The 15765-nt window shown below is 67.7% G+C and carries 12 protein-coding genes; 9 read left to right on the top strand and 3 right to left on the bottom strand.

Annotation, left to right across the window (positions count from 1 at the left end; all coding sequences use genetic code 11):
• Positions 1-164 precede the first annotated feature (164 nt).
• Together IM738_RS21490 and IM738_RS21485 are read left to right on the top strand one after the other, a co-directional pair.
• A complete protein-coding gene (locus tag IM738_RS21490) occupies positions 165-590 on the top strand; it encodes a lysozyme inhibitor LprI family protein (protein ID WP_236963063.1) in 426 nt (141 codons plus the stop codon).
• Positions 591-634: 44 nt separating this feature from the next.
• A complete protein-coding gene (locus tag IM738_RS21485) occupies positions 635-2053 on the top strand; it encodes a peptidoglycan-binding domain-containing protein (protein ID WP_236963062.1) in 1419 nt (472 codons plus the stop codon).
• A 17-nt stretch (positions 2054-2070) separates the two neighbouring features.
• Here the strand turns inward: IM738_RS21485 and IM738_RS21480 are convergent, their stop codons facing one another.
• Complete coding sequence (locus tag IM738_RS21480; RefSeq protein WP_236963061.1) at positions 2071-4425, bottom strand: heavy metal translocating P-type ATPase; 2355 nt, start codon at positions 4423-4425, stop codon at positions 2071-2073.
• Positions 4426-4707: 282 nt separating this feature from the next.
• Here IM738_RS21480 and IM738_RS21475 point away from each other — a divergent pair, with 282 nt between their 5' ends.
• The 6 genes from IM738_RS21475 (at position 4708) to IM738_RS21450 (ending at position 11501) form a co-directional block, all read left to right on the top strand.
• Positions 4708-4905: a heavy-metal-associated domain-containing protein gene (locus tag IM738_RS21475; protein WP_236963060.1), complete on the top strand. Its 198-nt coding sequence runs from the start codon at positions 4708-4710 to the stop codon at positions 4903-4905.
• Positions 4902-5354, top strand: a complete 453-nt coding sequence (cueR, locus tag IM738_RS21470; protein WP_236963059.1) for a Cu(I)-responsive transcriptional regulator — start codon at positions 4902-4904, stop codon at positions 5352-5354. Before IM738_RS21475 ends, cueR begins: the two co-directional genes overlap by 4 nt.
• Before the next feature lie 222 nt (positions 5355-5576).
• A complete protein-coding gene (locus IM738_RS21465) occupies positions 5577-6215 on the top strand; it encodes a Spy/CpxP family protein refolding chaperone (RefSeq protein ID WP_236963058.1) in 639 nt (212 codons plus the stop codon).
• A gap of 121 nt (positions 6216-6336) precedes the next feature.
• A complete protein-coding gene (ubiM, locus tag IM738_RS21460; protein ID WP_236963057.1) occupies positions 6337-7542 on the top strand; it encodes a 5-demethoxyubiquinol-8 5-hydroxylase UbiM in 1206 nt (401 codons plus the stop codon).
• A gap of 232 nt (positions 7543-7774) precedes the next feature.
• A complete protein-coding gene (locus IM738_RS21455) occupies positions 7775-8701 on the top strand; it encodes a histone deacetylase family protein (protein WP_236963056.1) in 927 nt (308 codons plus the stop codon).
• A 121-nt stretch (positions 8702-8822) separates the two neighbouring features.
• Positions 8823-11501: a bifunctional acetate--CoA ligase family protein/GNAT family N-acetyltransferase gene (locus IM738_RS21450; RefSeq protein WP_236963055.1), complete on the top strand. Its 2679-nt coding sequence runs from the start codon at positions 8823-8825 to the stop codon at positions 11499-11501.
• Positions 11502-12256: 755 nt separating this feature from the next.
• On the opposite strand, the gene IM738_RS21445 is transcribed toward IM738_RS21450, so the two are convergent.
• Both IM738_RS21445 and IM738_RS21440 read right to left on the bottom strand, forming a co-directional pair.
• Positions 12257-12835: an amino acid synthesis family protein gene (locus IM738_RS21445; RefSeq protein WP_236963054.1), complete on the bottom strand. Its 579-nt coding sequence runs from the start codon at positions 12833-12835 to the stop codon at positions 12257-12259.
• Between the two features lie 57 nt (positions 12836-12892).
• The gene (locus IM738_RS21440; protein ID WP_236963053.1) at positions 12893-13852 is read right to left on the bottom strand and encodes a LysR family transcriptional regulator; all 960 of its coding nucleotides are present in this window, start codon (positions 13850-13852) and stop codon (positions 12893-12895) included.
• A 166-nt stretch (positions 13853-14018) separates the two neighbouring features.
• On the opposite strand from IM738_RS21440, the gene IM738_RS21435 reads away from it, so the two are divergent.
• A complete protein-coding gene (locus IM738_RS21435) occupies positions 14019-15749 on the top strand; it encodes a tannase/feruloyl esterase family alpha/beta hydrolase (protein ID WP_236963052.1) in 1731 nt (576 codons plus the stop codon).
• Positions 15750-15765 lie beyond the last annotated feature (16 nt).

Below are 15765 nucleotides of genomic sequence, written 5' to 3'. Positions count from 1 at the left end.
CTGTGCCCGAGCACGCTCCGCTCAGCCTTGACCCATGTCAAGCCTGCCCCTGAGCCTCCCGCTGACAGGGGTTGCTTTTACATCCGGTTGCAAACCAAAGTGTTAGCATTTTCGACCACTACGGGCCGCCGCTGGCCCGGTCTCTGCTGTCACACACCCACACCATGAAGCCGATCCGAATCGCCCTCCTCGCCCTCTCCCTCGGTGCCGCCAGCTGCGCCACGGTGGCCAATGAAACGCTTGAAGCCCCACCCGCACTGGGCCAGCTGGAGAGCAAGACTTACCTGGCGTGCATGAAAAAAGCCAATGGGCGGCTGGAGCAAGGCAACTGCATCAACGAAGAGATCAAGTGGCAACGAACCCAGATGAACCAACTCTTTGGACGCCTGTCGGCCAAACTCAATGAAGTACAGCGAGTTGAGCTGGCCAAATCACAGAAGGCATGGGAAGTGTTTCTGGATGCTGAAAGCCGGTTTTCGGTGTCCTTCTATGACCCACTGGGAGGCGATTCAGACCTGACCGTCGGCACCAACAAGATCATGTGGATCACCCAGCGTCGCCAGCAGCTGTATTACCACCTTGATCTTTGAAAACGCATGTGGGCTGAGAAACTGAAAATCAGAGGAGGGAAAACATGCGTCAAATTGATATCAAAGACCCCGCGCAACGTAACGGCGCGATGTACTTTGTGGTGGGGCGAGGCACCGAAGGTGGCAACGCGGCGTTCCGGCTGTCCGTGGCTGCGAACAAATGGGGCGATCCGTCCTCGGTGATTGCCAACAGTGGCTATTCCCTCGGAACGATCCAGGTGGACCTTGGACAACGCGGGACATGGCCTCTGGGGTCCGTGAAGCAGCGAGCCTCGAATCCGGGCGAAACGACATATGTTGACGCCATCATTGGCCATGCATCTGCTTTCGCCAGAGAAAACCAGCTGCCTTTTCCAAGAGATGCCGCTGGGCTGGCTGCGTTGCGCAGCGACCTACTGTCCCATGGCAACGGTCTTGAGGGCCGGACAGAGATCCGGTTCATCTCAGACGAACACCGTGCCACGTTCAATGCCTGGGCCAGTTCGGACACCGGTAAGCAATGGATTCATCAAAACATCGACTTTCCGCAGGTCCAAGCGATCGCAGACTCTTCACAGCAGGTGATCGACCGCTATGGGTCAAACATCTCTGAAGAGCGCAAATTCGAGGTGATGTGCATCTTGGCCAAATCGGCCAACCAACACCCTCTGACATACAACAAGCTGGTCGAGTCCCTCAAAAGCGGTGCCGACTACGAAGGGATCATTCAGGTCGTCGATTCGAGCGTCAAGAAATACAAGGGCTATCACGGTGACAAAGCCGGCGAACTCGCCCGCCAGTACCAGGAGAACTTCCAGAAGCCCGGCAACGCCGTCGCGATGGAAGAGGCTCACCGCCAGGTCGCGAGCAGCGGCTACCGACCCTCCGACGAACGCCACATCCCCGAGATCCAGACCGCTCTCGCCGCCTATCGGCGCGACGTCAACGACCCGTCGGTGCTCGACCGAGGCGACAAGGGCGACGATGTGAGGCTGCTGCAGCAGGCCCTGCAGCGGGAGGGCAAGGCGTTGAAAGACGATGGCGGCTTCGGCGCAGGAACCGAACGCACGCTCACCGATTTCCAGCGCGAGCACCGGCTGGCGCCCTCTGGCTTCGGCGACCACGCCACCCTGAAGGCGCTGGGCCTGGCGCCGGCACTGGACGCCCGAAGCGGTGCCGCGCTGGACCGCATGATCGGGTCACTGCAAGCGGGTGGCCGCTTCAACGAAGACCAGCTCGCCCACATCGCCGAGTCGTCCCGCAACTACCTGCTGGAGCACCGCGCGGCCTTGGGCGAGGTCACCCACATCCAGCTTCGCAACGACGGGCAGAAGATCCTGTTCCTGAACGATTTCAAGCAGATGCGCGAACTCGACACCCAGCAGGCGCTTCACGGGTACGTGCCAGCCCGGCCCCTGGTCGAGGCACCGGTCCCCGGGCCCACGCCGGCGACGGAACGCACGGCCGAAGCCGTCCGACACTGAGCCAGTGTCAGGTCCCCTCACCGCCCCGGCTTCCAGCGCTTGAGCAACAGCGCGTTGCTCACCACGCTCACCGAACTCAGCGCCATCGCCGCGCCCGCCAGCACCGGGCTCAGGTAGCCCAGCGCGGCCAGCGGGATGCCGGCCGCGTTGTACGCAAAGGCCCAGAACAGGTTCTGGCGGATCTTGCTCACGGTGCGGCGCGAGATGTCCAGCGCGGCGGCCACCATCATCGGATCACCGCGCATCAGCGTGATGCCGGCGGCGTGCATCGCCACGTCGGAGCCGCCCTCGCGGCTGCCCATGGCCATGCCCACGTCGGCCGCCGCGAGCGCGGGCGCGTCGTTCACGCCGTCGCCCACCATGGCCACGACATGGCCCCCGCGCTGCACCGCTTCGCGGGTCGCGGCGCCCTCCAGCGGCTGGTCGGTTTTGGGCCGGCCGGGTGCGGGATCGGTCCGTCCTTCCCGAAGCCGCTGCACCACCGCCGCCTTGTCGCCCGGCAGCACCTCGGCGATCACCTCGCCGCCGTCGGCGTTGAGCCCCAGGGTGCGCGCCATGGCGTCGGCCGCGCCCTGGTTGTCGCCCGACACCATGAACAGCCGCATGCCCTTCGCGCGCAACTGCGCGAGCGCCTCGCGGGCGCCGGGCTTGGGCTCGTCGCCGAAGGCCAGCAGCGCCAGCGGGGTCCAGGGCGAGGTCTCGTCGGTCTGGCTGGCCAGCAGCGACACCGTGGCGCCCGCGCCCTGGCGCTGGTGCACCGCCAGCGCGAGCGGCCCCATGGGCACGCCCAGCTCGTCCATCCAGCGCAGGCTGCCCAGCGCCAGCGTGACGCCGCCCACGCGCCCCAGGCTGCCGCGCCCGGTGACGGCCTGCACGTCCTGGGCCGCATCGGGCGCGGGCAGGCAGTCGCGTGCACCGGCCGCGTCCATCACCGCGCGGGCCAGCGGGTGGGCGCTCTGCGCCTGCAGCGCGGCCGCCGCGCGCAGCACCGCCTCTTCGTCCACCCCCGGCACCGCTTCGATCGACAGCAGGCGCGGGCGCCCGAGCGTGAGCGTGCCGGTCTTGTCAAAGGCCACCGTGTCCACGCGGTGCGCGATCTCCAGCGCCTGCGCGTCCTTGATCAGGATGCCGTGTTTCGCCGCCACGCCGGTGCCGGCCATGATGGCCGCGGGCGTGGCCAGGCCCAGCGCACACGGGCAGGCGATCACCAGCACCGACACGGCGTGCAGCAGCGCTTCTTCCACCGGCGCGCCGGCGTAGAGCCAGCCACCGAGCGTGACCAGCGCGATCACCAGCACCACCGGCACAAACACCGCCGCCACCTGGTCGACCAGCCGTTGCACCGGCGCCTTGCCGGCCTGGGCGTCCTGCACCAGCGCGATGATGTGCGCCAACACGCTCTGCGCGCCCACCGCGCGCACGCTCACCTCGACCGAGCCCTCGCCATTGAGCGAACCCCCGGTGACGAAATCGCCCGGCTGCTTGGGCACCGGCATCGCCTCGCCGGTGAGCATGGATTCGTCGGCCTGGGTCTGGCCCAGCAGCAGCTCGCCGTCGGCGGCGAAACGCTCGCCCGGCAGCACGCGGATGATGTCGCCTGGCAGCAGCTCGTCCACCGCCACGTCGGTGATCTCGATGCGCTTGATGCCGTCCGGCAGCAGGTGTGCGCGTTCGGGGCGCAGCGCGTGCAGCGCGCGGATGGCGCTGGTGGTCTGGCGCTTGGCGCGCGCCTCCAGCCACTTGCCCAGCAGCACCAGCGTGATCACCACCGCCGAGCCTTCGTAATACAGGTGCACCATCTCGCCCGGTTCGGCCTTCAGCCACAGCCAGGTCGAGAGCGCCCAGCCCGCCGTGGTGCCGATGGCCACCAGCAGCTCCATGTTGCCGGTGAGCGCCTTGAGCGCGTGCCAGCCCGCCCGGTAGAAGCGCGCGCCGAGCCAGAACTGCACCGGCGTGGCCAGCGCGAACTGCAGCCAGGCCGGCAGCATCCAGTGCTTCCCGAACAGGTCGCCGACCATGGGCAGCGCCAGCGGCGCCGACAGCAGCGCACCCACCAGCACCGGCAGCAGGTCCACCGGAATGCCGTGCCAGCGCTCGCGCTCCTCGTGGTCCATCGCGTCCATGGCGCGCGGCTCGTAGCCGGCGTCGCGGATCGCGCGCTTGAGCAGGGCGGTCGCGTGGATCGCGTCGCTGCCGCTCACACGGATGCGCGCCGACTCGGTGGCGAGGTTCACCGTCGCTTCACTCACACCGGGTTGTTTCTTGAGCGCTTTTTCCACCCGCGAAACGCAGGAGGCGCAGGTCATGCCGCCAATGCCCAGGTCGATCTGGAAGGCGGAGGGGTCGGAGGTTTCTAAGGTGGCTGTGTTCATGGAGACAAATCAGACGGATACCAGACAGTGGGCTTCCCAGGAAACATCAGGTCCTGTTCTGGCGCACGTGTCTTCATTCGAGGATGCCGTGGAACCGGCTTCGCCGGGCCACAGGCATCGCCCCTTGGGGGGTGACGCGCAGCGGCGCGGGGGGATTCCTCCGGTTATAAGCTTTACCCCCATGGCAAGGTCAAGCCACAAGGTGTATCTTCCGGCGACCACGGCTTGACCTTGACACCATGTCAAGCTGCAGCATCGGGTTTTCAACCCAGGAGTTTCACCATGAACCAGACCCTCACCGTGCAAGGCATGACCTGCGGCCACTGCGAAAAGGCGGTCACCACCGCCATCAAGACGCTGGACCCGAAGGCCGAAGTGACGATCGACCGCAGCCAGAACCGCGTCGAGGTGCAGAGCGAACAGCCACGCGAAGCGCTCGCCGCCGCGATCCGCGAAGAAGGCTACGCGGTCACGGCATGAAAACTGGCGCAGCGCCAGCCGCCCAGGAGCCCGCGCTCGACGGCCGCATGGCCTGGCCGGTCAACATCGGCACCGCCGCCGCGCTCAGCGGCATCTCGCCCAAGATGCTGCGCCACTACGAATCGCTGGGCCTGCTGGGCGAGGTGGCGCGCACCGACAGCAACTACCGCCAGTACAGCCTGGCCGACGTGCACAGCCTGCGCTTCATCCGCCGCGCGCGCGACATGGGCTTCGGGCTGGACGCGATCACCGAGCTCGTGGGCCTGTGGCACAACCGGCGCCGCAGCAGCGCCAGCGTGCAGCGCATCGCCCAGAAGCACCTTGACGAGCTGGGCCAGCGCATCGCCGCGCTGCAGGCCATGCAGCGCACCCTGGGCGAACTGGTCTGCCACTGCCCCGGCGACGACCGCCCCGACTGCCCCATCCTGGACGATCTCGCCGCTCCATAACCTGGGTGGCTTGCTCTCCATCCGGCTTGGGGCGGCCCTGCGCCGGATCGCGGCCCGCCGCACGTCGCCACTGCGGGTTGCTGAAAAACGGAACATATCTTTACAAACCCGCAGCACAAGGCCGCAAAGCGCTTACACGGCACTTCCACACTGGAGCCATTCCAGAGACAGCCTCCCGCTGAGATCCCTGGAACGGCTTTTCCCACCTTTCAGGAGTGACCCATGAAACTGTTCACCAAACGCACCCTCATCGCCGCCTCGCTCGCGGCCGCCTTCGTCGGCCTCTCGGCCACCGCCATCGCCCAGAACGCCGGCGGTCCGGGCAACCACCAGGGCATGTCGGCCGACATGCACGCCCAGCACATGGCCCAGCGCGGCACCGAAGCCGGCAAAGGCCAGGGCGACATGGCCGGCAAGTTGGCACAACGCATGGAGCAGATGCAAAAGCGCCACGCCGAGCACCAGGCGCAACTCAAAACCACGCTGAAGATCACCGCAGCCCAGGAACCCGCCTGGAACGCCTACGTGGCCGGCACGGCGCACACACCGCGCATGGGCAAGACCGCCGGCGAAGACTGGTCCAAGCTGACCACGCCGCAACGCCTGGACAAGATGCAGGCCCACAAGGCCGAGCGCGACGCCCAGATGAGCAAGCGGGTCGACGCCGTCAAGACCTTCTACGCCGCGCTCACGCCCGAGCAGCAGAAGGTGTTCGACACCCAGGGCCACAGCGGCTTCCACCGCGCCGGCATGAAGGGTGAGCACCGCATGGGTGGCCAAGGTGGCCACGGCGGTCACCACGGCATGCGCGGCCAGGGTGGCGAGCCGGGCTGTGAAGGCCCGATGCAGAAACGCGGCTGATCCTTTCCGCATCTCTCAAAGCCCCGGCCCGTCCGGGGCTTTTTTGTGGGCGCCTGGCGGGCGTGGCCCGCTTGACCTGAGTCAAGCCCCGACAGAGGACCCGCGCGTAAGCTGCCGCGCCATGGACTTTCACCTCATCATCGTGGGCGCCGGCCCGGCGGGCCTGTGCCTCGCTCGTGCGCTGCGCGAGAGCGGTCTGCGGATCTGCCTGATCGAACAACAATCTCTCGACGCCCTGCAGCACCCCGCTTTCGACGGCCGCGAAATCGCCCTCACCCAGCACAGCGCGGCCCTGCTGCGCTCCCTCGACCTCTGGCCCCTGCTGGGCGACGCGAACATCGCGCCGCTGAAGGACGCGCTGGTGATCGACGGTGGCGTGGGCACGCGGCAGTCGCGCATGACCATCAGCCACGCGCTCAGCCACCAACCCGAGCTCGGCTTTCTGGTGGCCAACCACCACATCCGGCGCGCCGCGTTCGAGGCCGCGATGGCCGAAGGTCCGGGCCAACCGACATTGCGCTGCGGCGAGCAGGTGACCCACATCCAGACCGACGCTCACTCAGCGCAGCTCACCCTGTCCAGCGGTGAAACGCTGACCTCCGCGCTGGTGGTCGCCGCCGACAGCCGCCACTCCAGCACCCGCCGGGCCATGGGCATCGCCGCCGACATGCACGACCACGGCCGCACCATGCTGGTCTGCAACATGACGCACGCGTTGCCCCACCACGAGACCGCCTGGGAGTGGTTCGACCATGGCCAGACGCTGGCCCTGCTGCCCATGAACCCCTGCCCGCTGACCGGCCTGCCGCGCTCGTCGGTCGTGCTGACCCTGCCCAGCCAGGCCCTGCAGCCGCTGATGGACCTGCCCGAAGACGCCTTCAACCGCGAGATGACGCAGCGCTTCGGCAGTCAGCTCGGCCCCATGGCCCTGGCCAGCACGCGCCACGCCTACCCGCTGGTGGGCGTCTGGGCCCGCCGCCTGGTCGCGCAGCGTTTCGCGGTGGTCGGCGACGCCGCCGTGGGCATGCACCCGGTCACCGCGCACGGCTTCAACCTCGGCCTGCGCAGCATCGAGGCCCTGTCCGGGGCGCTGATCCAGGCCCAGCAGCGGGGCCAGGACATCGCTTCGCCTGCTTTGCTGGCGCGTTACCAGCGGACCCACCAGGGCGCCAGCCGCGGCCTCTACCTCGCCACGCACGCCCTGGCCACGCTCTACACCAACGAACAAGGCCCGGCGCGCGTGCTGCGCCAGGTGCTGGTGCAGGCGGGCGAACGCTTCACGCCGTTCAAGCGCCTGGTGGCTGGGTCCCTGACGGGGCTCAGGTAGACCCCCCCGCGCCGCTTCGCGTCACCCCCAGGGGGCGATGCGAGTGGCCCGGCAGAGCCGGTTCCACCGCATCCTGATGGGAGGCACGCGCTCCGGTGCCCTCTCTTCGGCAGGGCCTTGTTGCTCTGCATCAAGGCGTGCGTCAGCATTCGGGTCTAGATTGATGAAAGTCAATCGGCATGGGTGCGCAGACACCCGGCCGGTCATCACCGCCCGAGGAGACCACAACCACATGCTGTCCGCCTACATCACCCACGCCGACTGTGCCCGCCACGACATGGGCGCGCACCACCCGGAATGTCCCGAGCGTCTGGGCGCCATCAACGACCACCTGCTGGTCAAGGGGCTGCTGGACTACATGGTCCCCTACGACGCGCCGCTGGCCACCAAGGAGCAGCTCAGCCGCGCCCACGCCTCGCTCTACGTGAGCGAGATCTTCGAGGCCTCGCCGGCCGAAGGCCTGCACGCGGTCGACCCCGACACCAACATGTGCCCCCACACGCTGACCGCCGCCCTGCGCGCGGCGGGCGCGGCGGTGCAGGCGACCGATCTGGTGCTCGCGGGCGACGCGCCCACCGCCTTCTGCTGCGTGCGTCCACCCGGCCACCACGCCGAACGCTCGGCCGCCATGGGTTTCTGTTTCTTCAACAACGTCGCCGTGGGCATGCGCCACGCGCTCAATGTGCACGGCCTGGAGCGCGTGGCGCTGATCGACTTCGACGTGCACCACGGCAACGGCAGCGAAGACATCTTCCGCGGCGATGAGCGCGTGCTGATGTGCTCCATCTTCGAAAAAGGCCTCTACCCCTTCAACGGCGAAAACGCCGTGGGTACCAACATGGTCAACGTCGGCCTGCCCAGTCGTTCGGGCAGCGACGCCTTCCGCGAGGCCGTGACCAACGAGTGGTTGCCCGCGCTCGACGCCTTTGCGCCGCAGCTGATCTACATCTCGGCCGGCTTCGATGCCCACCGCGAAGACGACATGGGCAACCTCGGCCTGGTCGAGGCCGACTACGCCTGGGTCACCAAAGAACTGATGAAAGTCGCCGACAAACACTGCCAGGGCCGCGTGATCTCCTGCCTGGAGGGCGGCTACGTCTTGAGCCCGCTGGCGCGCAGCGTGGCGGCACACGTGCGCGTGCTCATCGGCGCGGATTGATGAACCCCTCTGCGCCGCTTCGCGTCTTCCCCCCTGGGGGACCACGCCCTTGGACCGGCAGAGCCGGATCTTCGGCGTGTGCTGAATCCGGTCACGCGCTCCGTTGACAACAACACCTCTTATGGACAAACACTACCTCACCCCGCTGTTTCAACCCGACACCATCGCGGTCTTCGTGGGCAACCACGACGACCCCGACGGACAGACCGCCCACGCGCGCAACCTGACGGCCGCGCTGACCGCGCAGCGCTTCACCGGCAAATTCGTCTTCCTCGACATCCACACCAGCGGCACGCTGGCTGAATTGGCCCAGACGCGTGCCGACCTCGCCATCATTGCCCTGCCACCCGCCGAGGCGGTGGCGGCGCTGGAGATCGCCGGGCGCATCAAGTGCAAGGCCGCGCTGGTGATCGGCAGCGGCGCCAACGCCGACGTGGCGTCCGACATGCACCAGGTGGCACGGCGCCACGGCATGCAGCTGCTCGGCCCCAACAGCCTGGGTTTCCAGCGCCCACGCATCGGCCTGAACGCCAGCGTGGCCGGCCCGCTGACCACCATCGGCCCGCTGGCGCTGGTGTCGCAGTCGGGCGCGCTCACCTCGTCGATCCTGGACTGGGCGAGCCAGAACGGCGTGGGGTTTTCCACCGTGGTCTCGCTCGGCCCCAAGACGGCGGTGGACATCGCCCAGGTGCTCGACTTCCTCGCCTCCGACGCGCAAACGCACAGCATCGTGGTCTACATGGAGGGCATCTCCAACGCGCGCCGCTTCATGAGCGCGCTGCGCGCCGCGGCCAACGCCAAGCCGGTGGTGGTGCTGAAGGCCGGCCGCAAGCCCGCCGGCAACGAGGCCGCGCAGACCCACAGCGGCGCCATCGTGGGCAGCGACGACGTGTTCGACTCGGCCCTGCGCCGCGCCGGCGCGGTGCGCGTGCGGTCCTTCGTCGAGTTGTTTTCCGCCGCCAAATGCCTGGCCTCGCGCTACCGCCCCGTGGGCAAGCGCCTGGCCATCGTGACCAACGGCGGCGGCCCGGGCGTGCTGGCGGCCGACTGGGCCAGCGAGATCGGTCTGCAGCTGGGCAAGCTCTCGCCTGAGGCGGTCGCCGCCCTGCAGCCCCAGATGCCGGCCCTGGCCACGCTCCACGACCTGATCGACGTGTCCGAGGAGGCCAGCGCCGAGCACTACCGCGCGGCCATTGACGCCGCCGGCCGCGACCGCTCGGTGGACGGTGTGCTGGTGGTGCATTCGCCCAAGGCCGGCGTGGACGCGGCTGATGTCGCCCGCGCCATGGCCGATCTCAAGACCCAGCTGAGCAAGCCCCTGCTGTGCTGCTGGATGGGCGACGCCTCGGTGGGCGAGGCGCGCGAGGTGCTGGCCCAGGCCAACATCCCCAGTTTCCGCACGCCCGAGGCCGCCGTGGGCGCCTTCGGCAACATCGCCAGCTTCTACCAGAACCAGCAGCTGCTGCAGCAGACGCCGCCACCGCTCTCGACCCTGGCCCAGCCCGACATCGAGGGCGCGCGCCTGCTGATCGAAAACGTGCTCACCGAGCGCCGCAAGGTGCTGACCGAGATGGAGTCCAAGGCCCTGCTCTCGGCCTTCCACATCCCGGTCACCCAGACCATCCTGGCGCGCAGCGCCAACGAGGCCATGATGATCGCGACCCAGCTGGGTTACCCGGTGGCGCTCAAGATCGACTCGCCCGACATCAGCCACAAGAGCGACGTCAACGGCGTGGCGCTCAACGTCATGAACGCCACCGCCGTGCGCGACGTCTACAACACCATGCTGCAGGCCGTGGCCAGGCTGCAGCCGGGCGCGAAGATCAACGGCGTGACGATCCAGAAGATGGCGCAGAGCAGGCGCGGGCGCGAGCTCTGCATCGGCCTGGTGACCGACGACCCCTTCGGCCCGGTGATCGCCTTCGGCGCCGGCGGCACCATGATCGAGCTGATCAACGACCGCGCCATGGAGCTGCCGCCGCTCAACCAGTTCCTGGCGCGCCGCCTGATCGAGCGCTCGCGCGTGGCCGAGACCCTGGGCGAGTGGCGCGGCGCCAGCGCGGTGGACATGGACATGCTGGAGCATGTGCTGCTGCGCGTCTCGGAAATGGTGTGTGAGCTGCCGCAGCTGCGCGAGATGGACATCAACCCGATCATCGTGGACGAAAACGGCGCGGTCGCCGTGGACGCGCGCATCGTGATCGAGAGCGCGCCCGCCACGGCCCGCAACTACGCCCACCTGGCCATCCTGCCCTACCCGGCGCGTTACGAGCAGGTCTGGCCGCTGCGCGGCGGCGGCGAGTACACCATCCGTCCGATCCACCCCGACGACGCGCAGATGCTGCAGGACCTGGTGCAGAACCTCTCGCCCGAAAGCCGCTACTACCGCTTCGTGTCCAGCATGACCGAGCTGCCGGCCTCCATGCTCTCGCGCCTGACCCTGATCGACTACGACCGCGAAATGGCGCTGGTGGCTATCCACCGCACCCGGCAGGCCGGCGAAGACGGCGACATGGTCGAGACCGAGCGCATCGTGGGCGTTTCGCGCTACATCACCAACCCCGACAAGTCGAGCTGCGAGTTCTCGCTGGTGGTGGCCGACGACTTCAACGGCAAGGGCCTGGGCTCGCGCCTGATGCTCAGCATCATGGAAGAGGCCCGCGACAAAGGCCTGGCCGAGATCGAGGGCCTGGTGCTGGCCAACAACCCCGGCATGCTCAAGCTCATGAAGGGCCTGGGCTACCAGATCAAGCCTTTCCCGGAAGACCCGGACTTCAAATTGGTGACGCACACGCTCTGAAGGCCCCCCTGCCGCGCTGCGCGCGACCCCCCCAGGGGGGCGGCACTGGCCGTCCGTCCTGAGCCTGTCGAAGGGCGGCCCGGCGGTGCCCTGGGGGGTTGCTTCGTACGCAAGGATGTTCAGGGAAACTGGACGCTGTTCAAAACGCCCCCAGGCCCGCCTGGTGGGCGTTTTTTTTTCCCTCTGCTATCTCTCTATAGCTTTAATAAAAATAGTCGTAGTAGTAGAGGGCGCGGTTTTGTGTGGACAAGCGGGTTTTCTTGATATTTTTCAAGCACTTGCACCGCAAAAAAGGCTGTTGAGCGGGGGCTGTTGCCCGTGTCTTGAAACGGGGACAAATCCCGACTTTGACCACAGTCTGTGGATAACCACCGGGTTATTGGAAATTTATACACAGCCTTGTGCAGAACCCATCGATGGGACTCCGGAACCGGTCCGACGGCCGTTTTTCAAAAAACAGTGTTCAGGCCGGCGCAGGGGGTTCGGTTTTCGGGTTGTTCTGCTACCAGCTCTTACTGTCTTATTTAAAAGTAGTCGTAGTAGTAGAGGGCGTCATTTTTTGTGGACAAGCGGCTTTTCTTTTGACGAATCAAGCACTTGCGTCGCCAGAAACCGTGTGCAGAGGGCCCTGTTGCTGGCGCGCGCCAACGGGGACAACTGGCGAACTTGTCCAGGTGATGTGGATAACTACCTGCTTCTTAAAAAGTTATACACAGCTTTGTGCAAAAAACCGCCCTCCGGGCGGTCGTTCGCGCTCAGCGCTGACCGTCGTTCACCCGGATCTGGTCCACCGTGAGGCCGCCCAGGCGCGAATGCACGCGCCCGCCGTTCGCCATCACCAGGCCGAACACGATTTCGTCGGGCCGCGGCCCGTCCTGCACGCCCACCTCCATGGCGTTGAAGTGGCTGCGCACGTAGGCTGCCTGGGTGTGGTGCAGCGGCACCATCAGCCGGTAACCGGCGCTGGCCACGGCCTTGGCGGCCGGCACGATGGCCTTGGGTTCGCCCAGCGCCGCGCGCATGGCCCAGCCGCCGGCTTCGTGCCACACGGCGCCGTGTTCCAGCTCGCCGTTCACGCCCACGATGGCCGCCTTGCCGTAGGCCTGGACACGGTCGCGCCCGAGCACCTGCACCAGCTCTTCGGCCAGCTCGCGGCCGAGCGTGCGCAGCTCGGCCATGAACGGCAGCAGGTCGGGCTCATAACGGCCCGCATACGGGTTGCGCACCACGGCCAGCGCGGCGGCCATGCGCAGCGGCACGGCGGCCGGCGGGCCGCCCTCGTGAAAGATGGTTTCGACCAGCAGCTGGCGTTTGCGAACCTGGATCAGTGACATGGCGGGATGACCTTGTAAGGGGTTGAAGAAAAGGGTGGAAGAAAAACAGAGCCGGGATCAGGCGGCGCGGGTGCGGGGCCGCGGCTTGGCGCGCAGCAGGCGCTCCTGCTCGGCTGTGGCGTTGTAGGTGGCCATCTCTTCGATCAGCCAGGCCTTGAACACCTCCAGCACCGGGTTGTCGGCCTTGCGCTCGGGAATCGAGAGGTAGTACGCGCGGTCGCTGGGGCAGAAGTGCTGCACCGGGATCACCAGGCGCCCGGAGGTCAGGTCGTCGCCGATGTCGTACTCGGGCACCAGGGCCACGCCCAGCCCCACCGCGGCGGCCTCCAACGACATGAAGAACAGCTCGTAGCGCGGCCCGGCCAGTTCGTTGCCCGGCACGAAGCCGATGGACTCGAACCACTGGCGCCAGGCGTAGGGCCGGGTGCTCTGCTGCAGCAGCGGCAGCTCGGCCAGCTGCTGCGGCGTGAGCTTCTTGCGCGGCGCGATCAGTGCGGGGCTGCACACCGGCACCAGGGTCTCCGCCATCAGGTGGGTGGTCACGGCGCCGGGCCAGTGCCCGTCACCGGCGTAGATCGCGGCGTCCATCGTGGTGTCGTCGAACAGGAAGGGCCGCGTGCGGCTGGAGAGGTTGAGCGTGATGTCGGGGTGCAGCTGGGCGAAGCCGGCCAGTCGCGGCAGCAGCCAGCGCGTGCCGAAGGTGGGCACGACGGCCAGTTCGAGCCGGCCGCCACGCCCGCCGCGCGTCATGAGGTTCAGCGTGTCGAGTTCGATCTGTTCGAGGTGGCGCGACACCTGGCGGTGGTAGGTCACGCCGGCTTCGGTGAGCAGCACGCCACGCCGCGAGCGGCGGAACAGGCTCACGCCCAGAAACTGCTCCAGCCCCGCGATCTGGCGGCAGATCGCGCTCTGGGTCAGCGACAGCTCTTCGGCCGCCTCGGTGAAGCTCGCGTGCCGCGCTGCGGCCTCGAAAGCACTCAGGGCGGCGGTGCTGGGAATCTTGCGTCGGGAGGTCATGACTGGCCTTCGAAGTGCGTTTTATGCACTAATGATTGCAAACAAATCGTTTGATGCGCCTGATTCTGGCCCGTACATTTCGGAAAAGTCAATCACGAAGTTCGTTTATCGCACTTCAAAAAATCGACACCCGTGCAGACCCCTGCACCCGACGGAGACATCACCCATGCACACACCGTTTGCCTTGTTGAGCACCGCGCTCGCCACCCTGACCCTGGTCTCGGGTTGCGCCACCACCGCCCAGCCGCCGCGGCTGGGCGCAGCCACGCCCGCGCCGCTGCAACAGTGCAGCGAACTGGCCGGCGCGTTCGGCTTCGCCAGCACCCGCCTCACCGCCACCACGCTGGAGCCGGCCGGCCGCCTGAGCAACGCCGGTCAGCCGGTGGGCGAACACTGCCGCGTGATCGGCAAGATGAACGAGCGTGTCAGCCCTGTCGATGGCCAGGCCTACGCCATCGGCTTCGAGATGCGCCTGCCCCGGGACTGGAACGGGCGCTTCCTCTACCAAGGCAACGGCGGCACCGACGGCAACGTCGTCACCGCCGACGGCGGCAACTCGCTGGGCAGCGGCGGCCTGCTGCGCAACGCCTTGCAGAAGGGCTTTGCCGTGATCAGCTCCGACGCCGGCCACAGCAGCGCGCAGAACCCGCTGTTCGGCCTGGACCCGCAGGCACGCCGGGACTATGGTTACAACGCCATCGGCACGCTCACGCCCATGGCCAAGGCCCTGATCCAGCGCGCCTACGGCAAGGCACCCGACCGCTCCTACATCGGCGGCACCTCCAACGGTGGCCGGCAGGCGCTGGTGGCGGCCACCCGCTATGCCGAGCAGTTCGACGGCGTGCTCGCCCAGTCGCCCGGCATCCACCTGCCGCGCGCTTCGGTGGCCAACCTCTCCAACGTCAGGCGCTGGGACACGGTGGTGACCACCCGCGAGGTCAACGGCCAGCCCGATTACGAATCGGCCCTGCCCCCGGTGGAGCGCGAGCTGGTGGCGCGCGCCGTGCTGGCGCGCTGCGATGCGCTCGACGGTTTGCGTGACGGGCTGGTGAACGATGTGGAAGCCTGCCGCACCGCGTTCGATCCGGCGCGCGACCTGCCCACCTGCAGCGGCGCGCGCGACGGCAGCTGCCTGAGCGCGGCGCAGAAGACCGTGCTGGCCGCGGTGCATGCGCCGGCACGCAATGGCGCGGGCGAGGTGGTCTACAGCGGCTTCCCCTTCGACCCGGGCATCCGGCACCCCGGCTGGGCCGAGTGGAAGTTCCGCAGCTCGGTACGCACGGCGCGCAATCCGGTGTCGGTGGGCTTCATCTTTTCCTCACCGCCGGTGGCCGACCTGACCATGGCCACCGACACCCGCAAGAGCGCCGCCTTCGCGCTGGCCTTCGACATCGACCGCGACGGCAGCAAGGTCTTCGCCACCAGCGGCGTCTACACCGACAAGGCCCTGGACTTCATGGGCACGCTGGAAGCGCACGAGTTCGACCGCCTGCGCCAGCGCGGCGGCAAGGTGCTGGTGTTCCATGGCACGGCCGACCCGATCTTCTCCAGCGACCACACCCAGGCCTGGTACCGCGCGCTGGACGCGCACCAGCAGGGCCGCGCCGCGGAGTTCGCCCGCCTGTTCCTGGTGCCGGGCCAGGGCCATTCGCGCGGCGGTCCGGCCACCGAGCAGTACGACGGCCTGGACGCGCTGGTCGACTGGGTGGAGCACGGCCGTGCGCCCGAACGCATCGTGGCCGGCGCACGCGGCGCGGGCAACCCCGGCGGCGCCAACCCCGACGTCCCGGCCGGCTGGTCACCCAGCCGCACCCGCCCGCTGTGCCCCTGGCCGCTGCTGGCGCGCTACACCACCGGCGACACCGAGTCCGCCGCCAGCTTCGCCTGCCAGCGCTGATCCATCTTTCAAGTCC

The organism is Hydrogenophaga sp. SL48 (assembly GCF_021729865.1).
Lineage (GTDB): Bacteria > Pseudomonadota > Gammaproteobacteria > Burkholderiales > Burkholderiaceae_C > Hydrogenophaga.
This window is presented reverse-complemented; position numbering and strand designations above follow the sequence as displayed.

Bases quoted from the DNA above. Each gene is read 5' to 3' on its own strand.
- IM738_RS21490 (WP_236963063.1), top strand. From the start codon at position 165: ATGAAGCCGATCCGAATCGCCCTCCTCGCCCTCTCCCTCGGTGCCGCC.
- IM738_RS21485 (WP_236963062.1), top strand. From the start codon at position 635: ATGCGTCAAATTGATATCAAAGACCCCGCGCAACGTAACGGCGCGATG.
- IM738_RS21480 (WP_236963061.1), bottom strand. From the start codon at position 4,425: ATGAACACAGCCACCTTAGAAACCTCCGACCCCTCCGCCTTCCAGATC.
- IM738_RS21475 (WP_236963060.1), top strand. From the start codon at position 4,708: ATGAACCAGACCCTCACCGTGCAAGGCATGACCTGCGGCCACTGCGAA.
- cueR (WP_236963059.1), top strand. From the start codon at position 4,902: ATGAAAACTGGCGCAGCGCCAGCCGCCCAGGAGCCCGCGCTCGACGGC.
- IM738_RS21465 (WP_236963058.1), top strand. From the start codon at position 5,577: ATGAAACTGTTCACCAAACGCACCCTCATCGCCGCCTCGCTCGCGGCC.
- ubiM (WP_236963057.1), top strand. From the start codon at position 6,337: ATGGACTTTCACCTCATCATCGTGGGCGCCGGCCCGGCGGGCCTGTGC.
- IM738_RS21455 (WP_236963056.1), top strand. From the start codon at position 7,775: ATGCTGTCCGCCTACATCACCCACGCCGACTGTGCCCGCCACGACATG.
- IM738_RS21450 (WP_236963055.1), top strand. From the start codon at position 8,823: ATGGACAAACACTACCTCACCCCGCTGTTTCAACCCGACACCATCGCG.
- IM738_RS21445 (WP_236963054.1), bottom strand. From the start codon at position 12,835: ATGTCACTGATCCAGGTTCGCAAACGCCAGCTGCTGGTCGAAACCATC.
- IM738_RS21440 (WP_236963053.1), bottom strand. From the start codon at position 13,852: ATGACCTCCCGACGCAAGATTCCCAGCACCGCCGCCCTGAGTGCTTTC.
- IM738_RS21435 (WP_236963052.1), top strand. From the start codon at position 14,019: ATGCACACACCGTTTGCCTTGTTGAGCACCGCGCTCGCCACCCTGACC.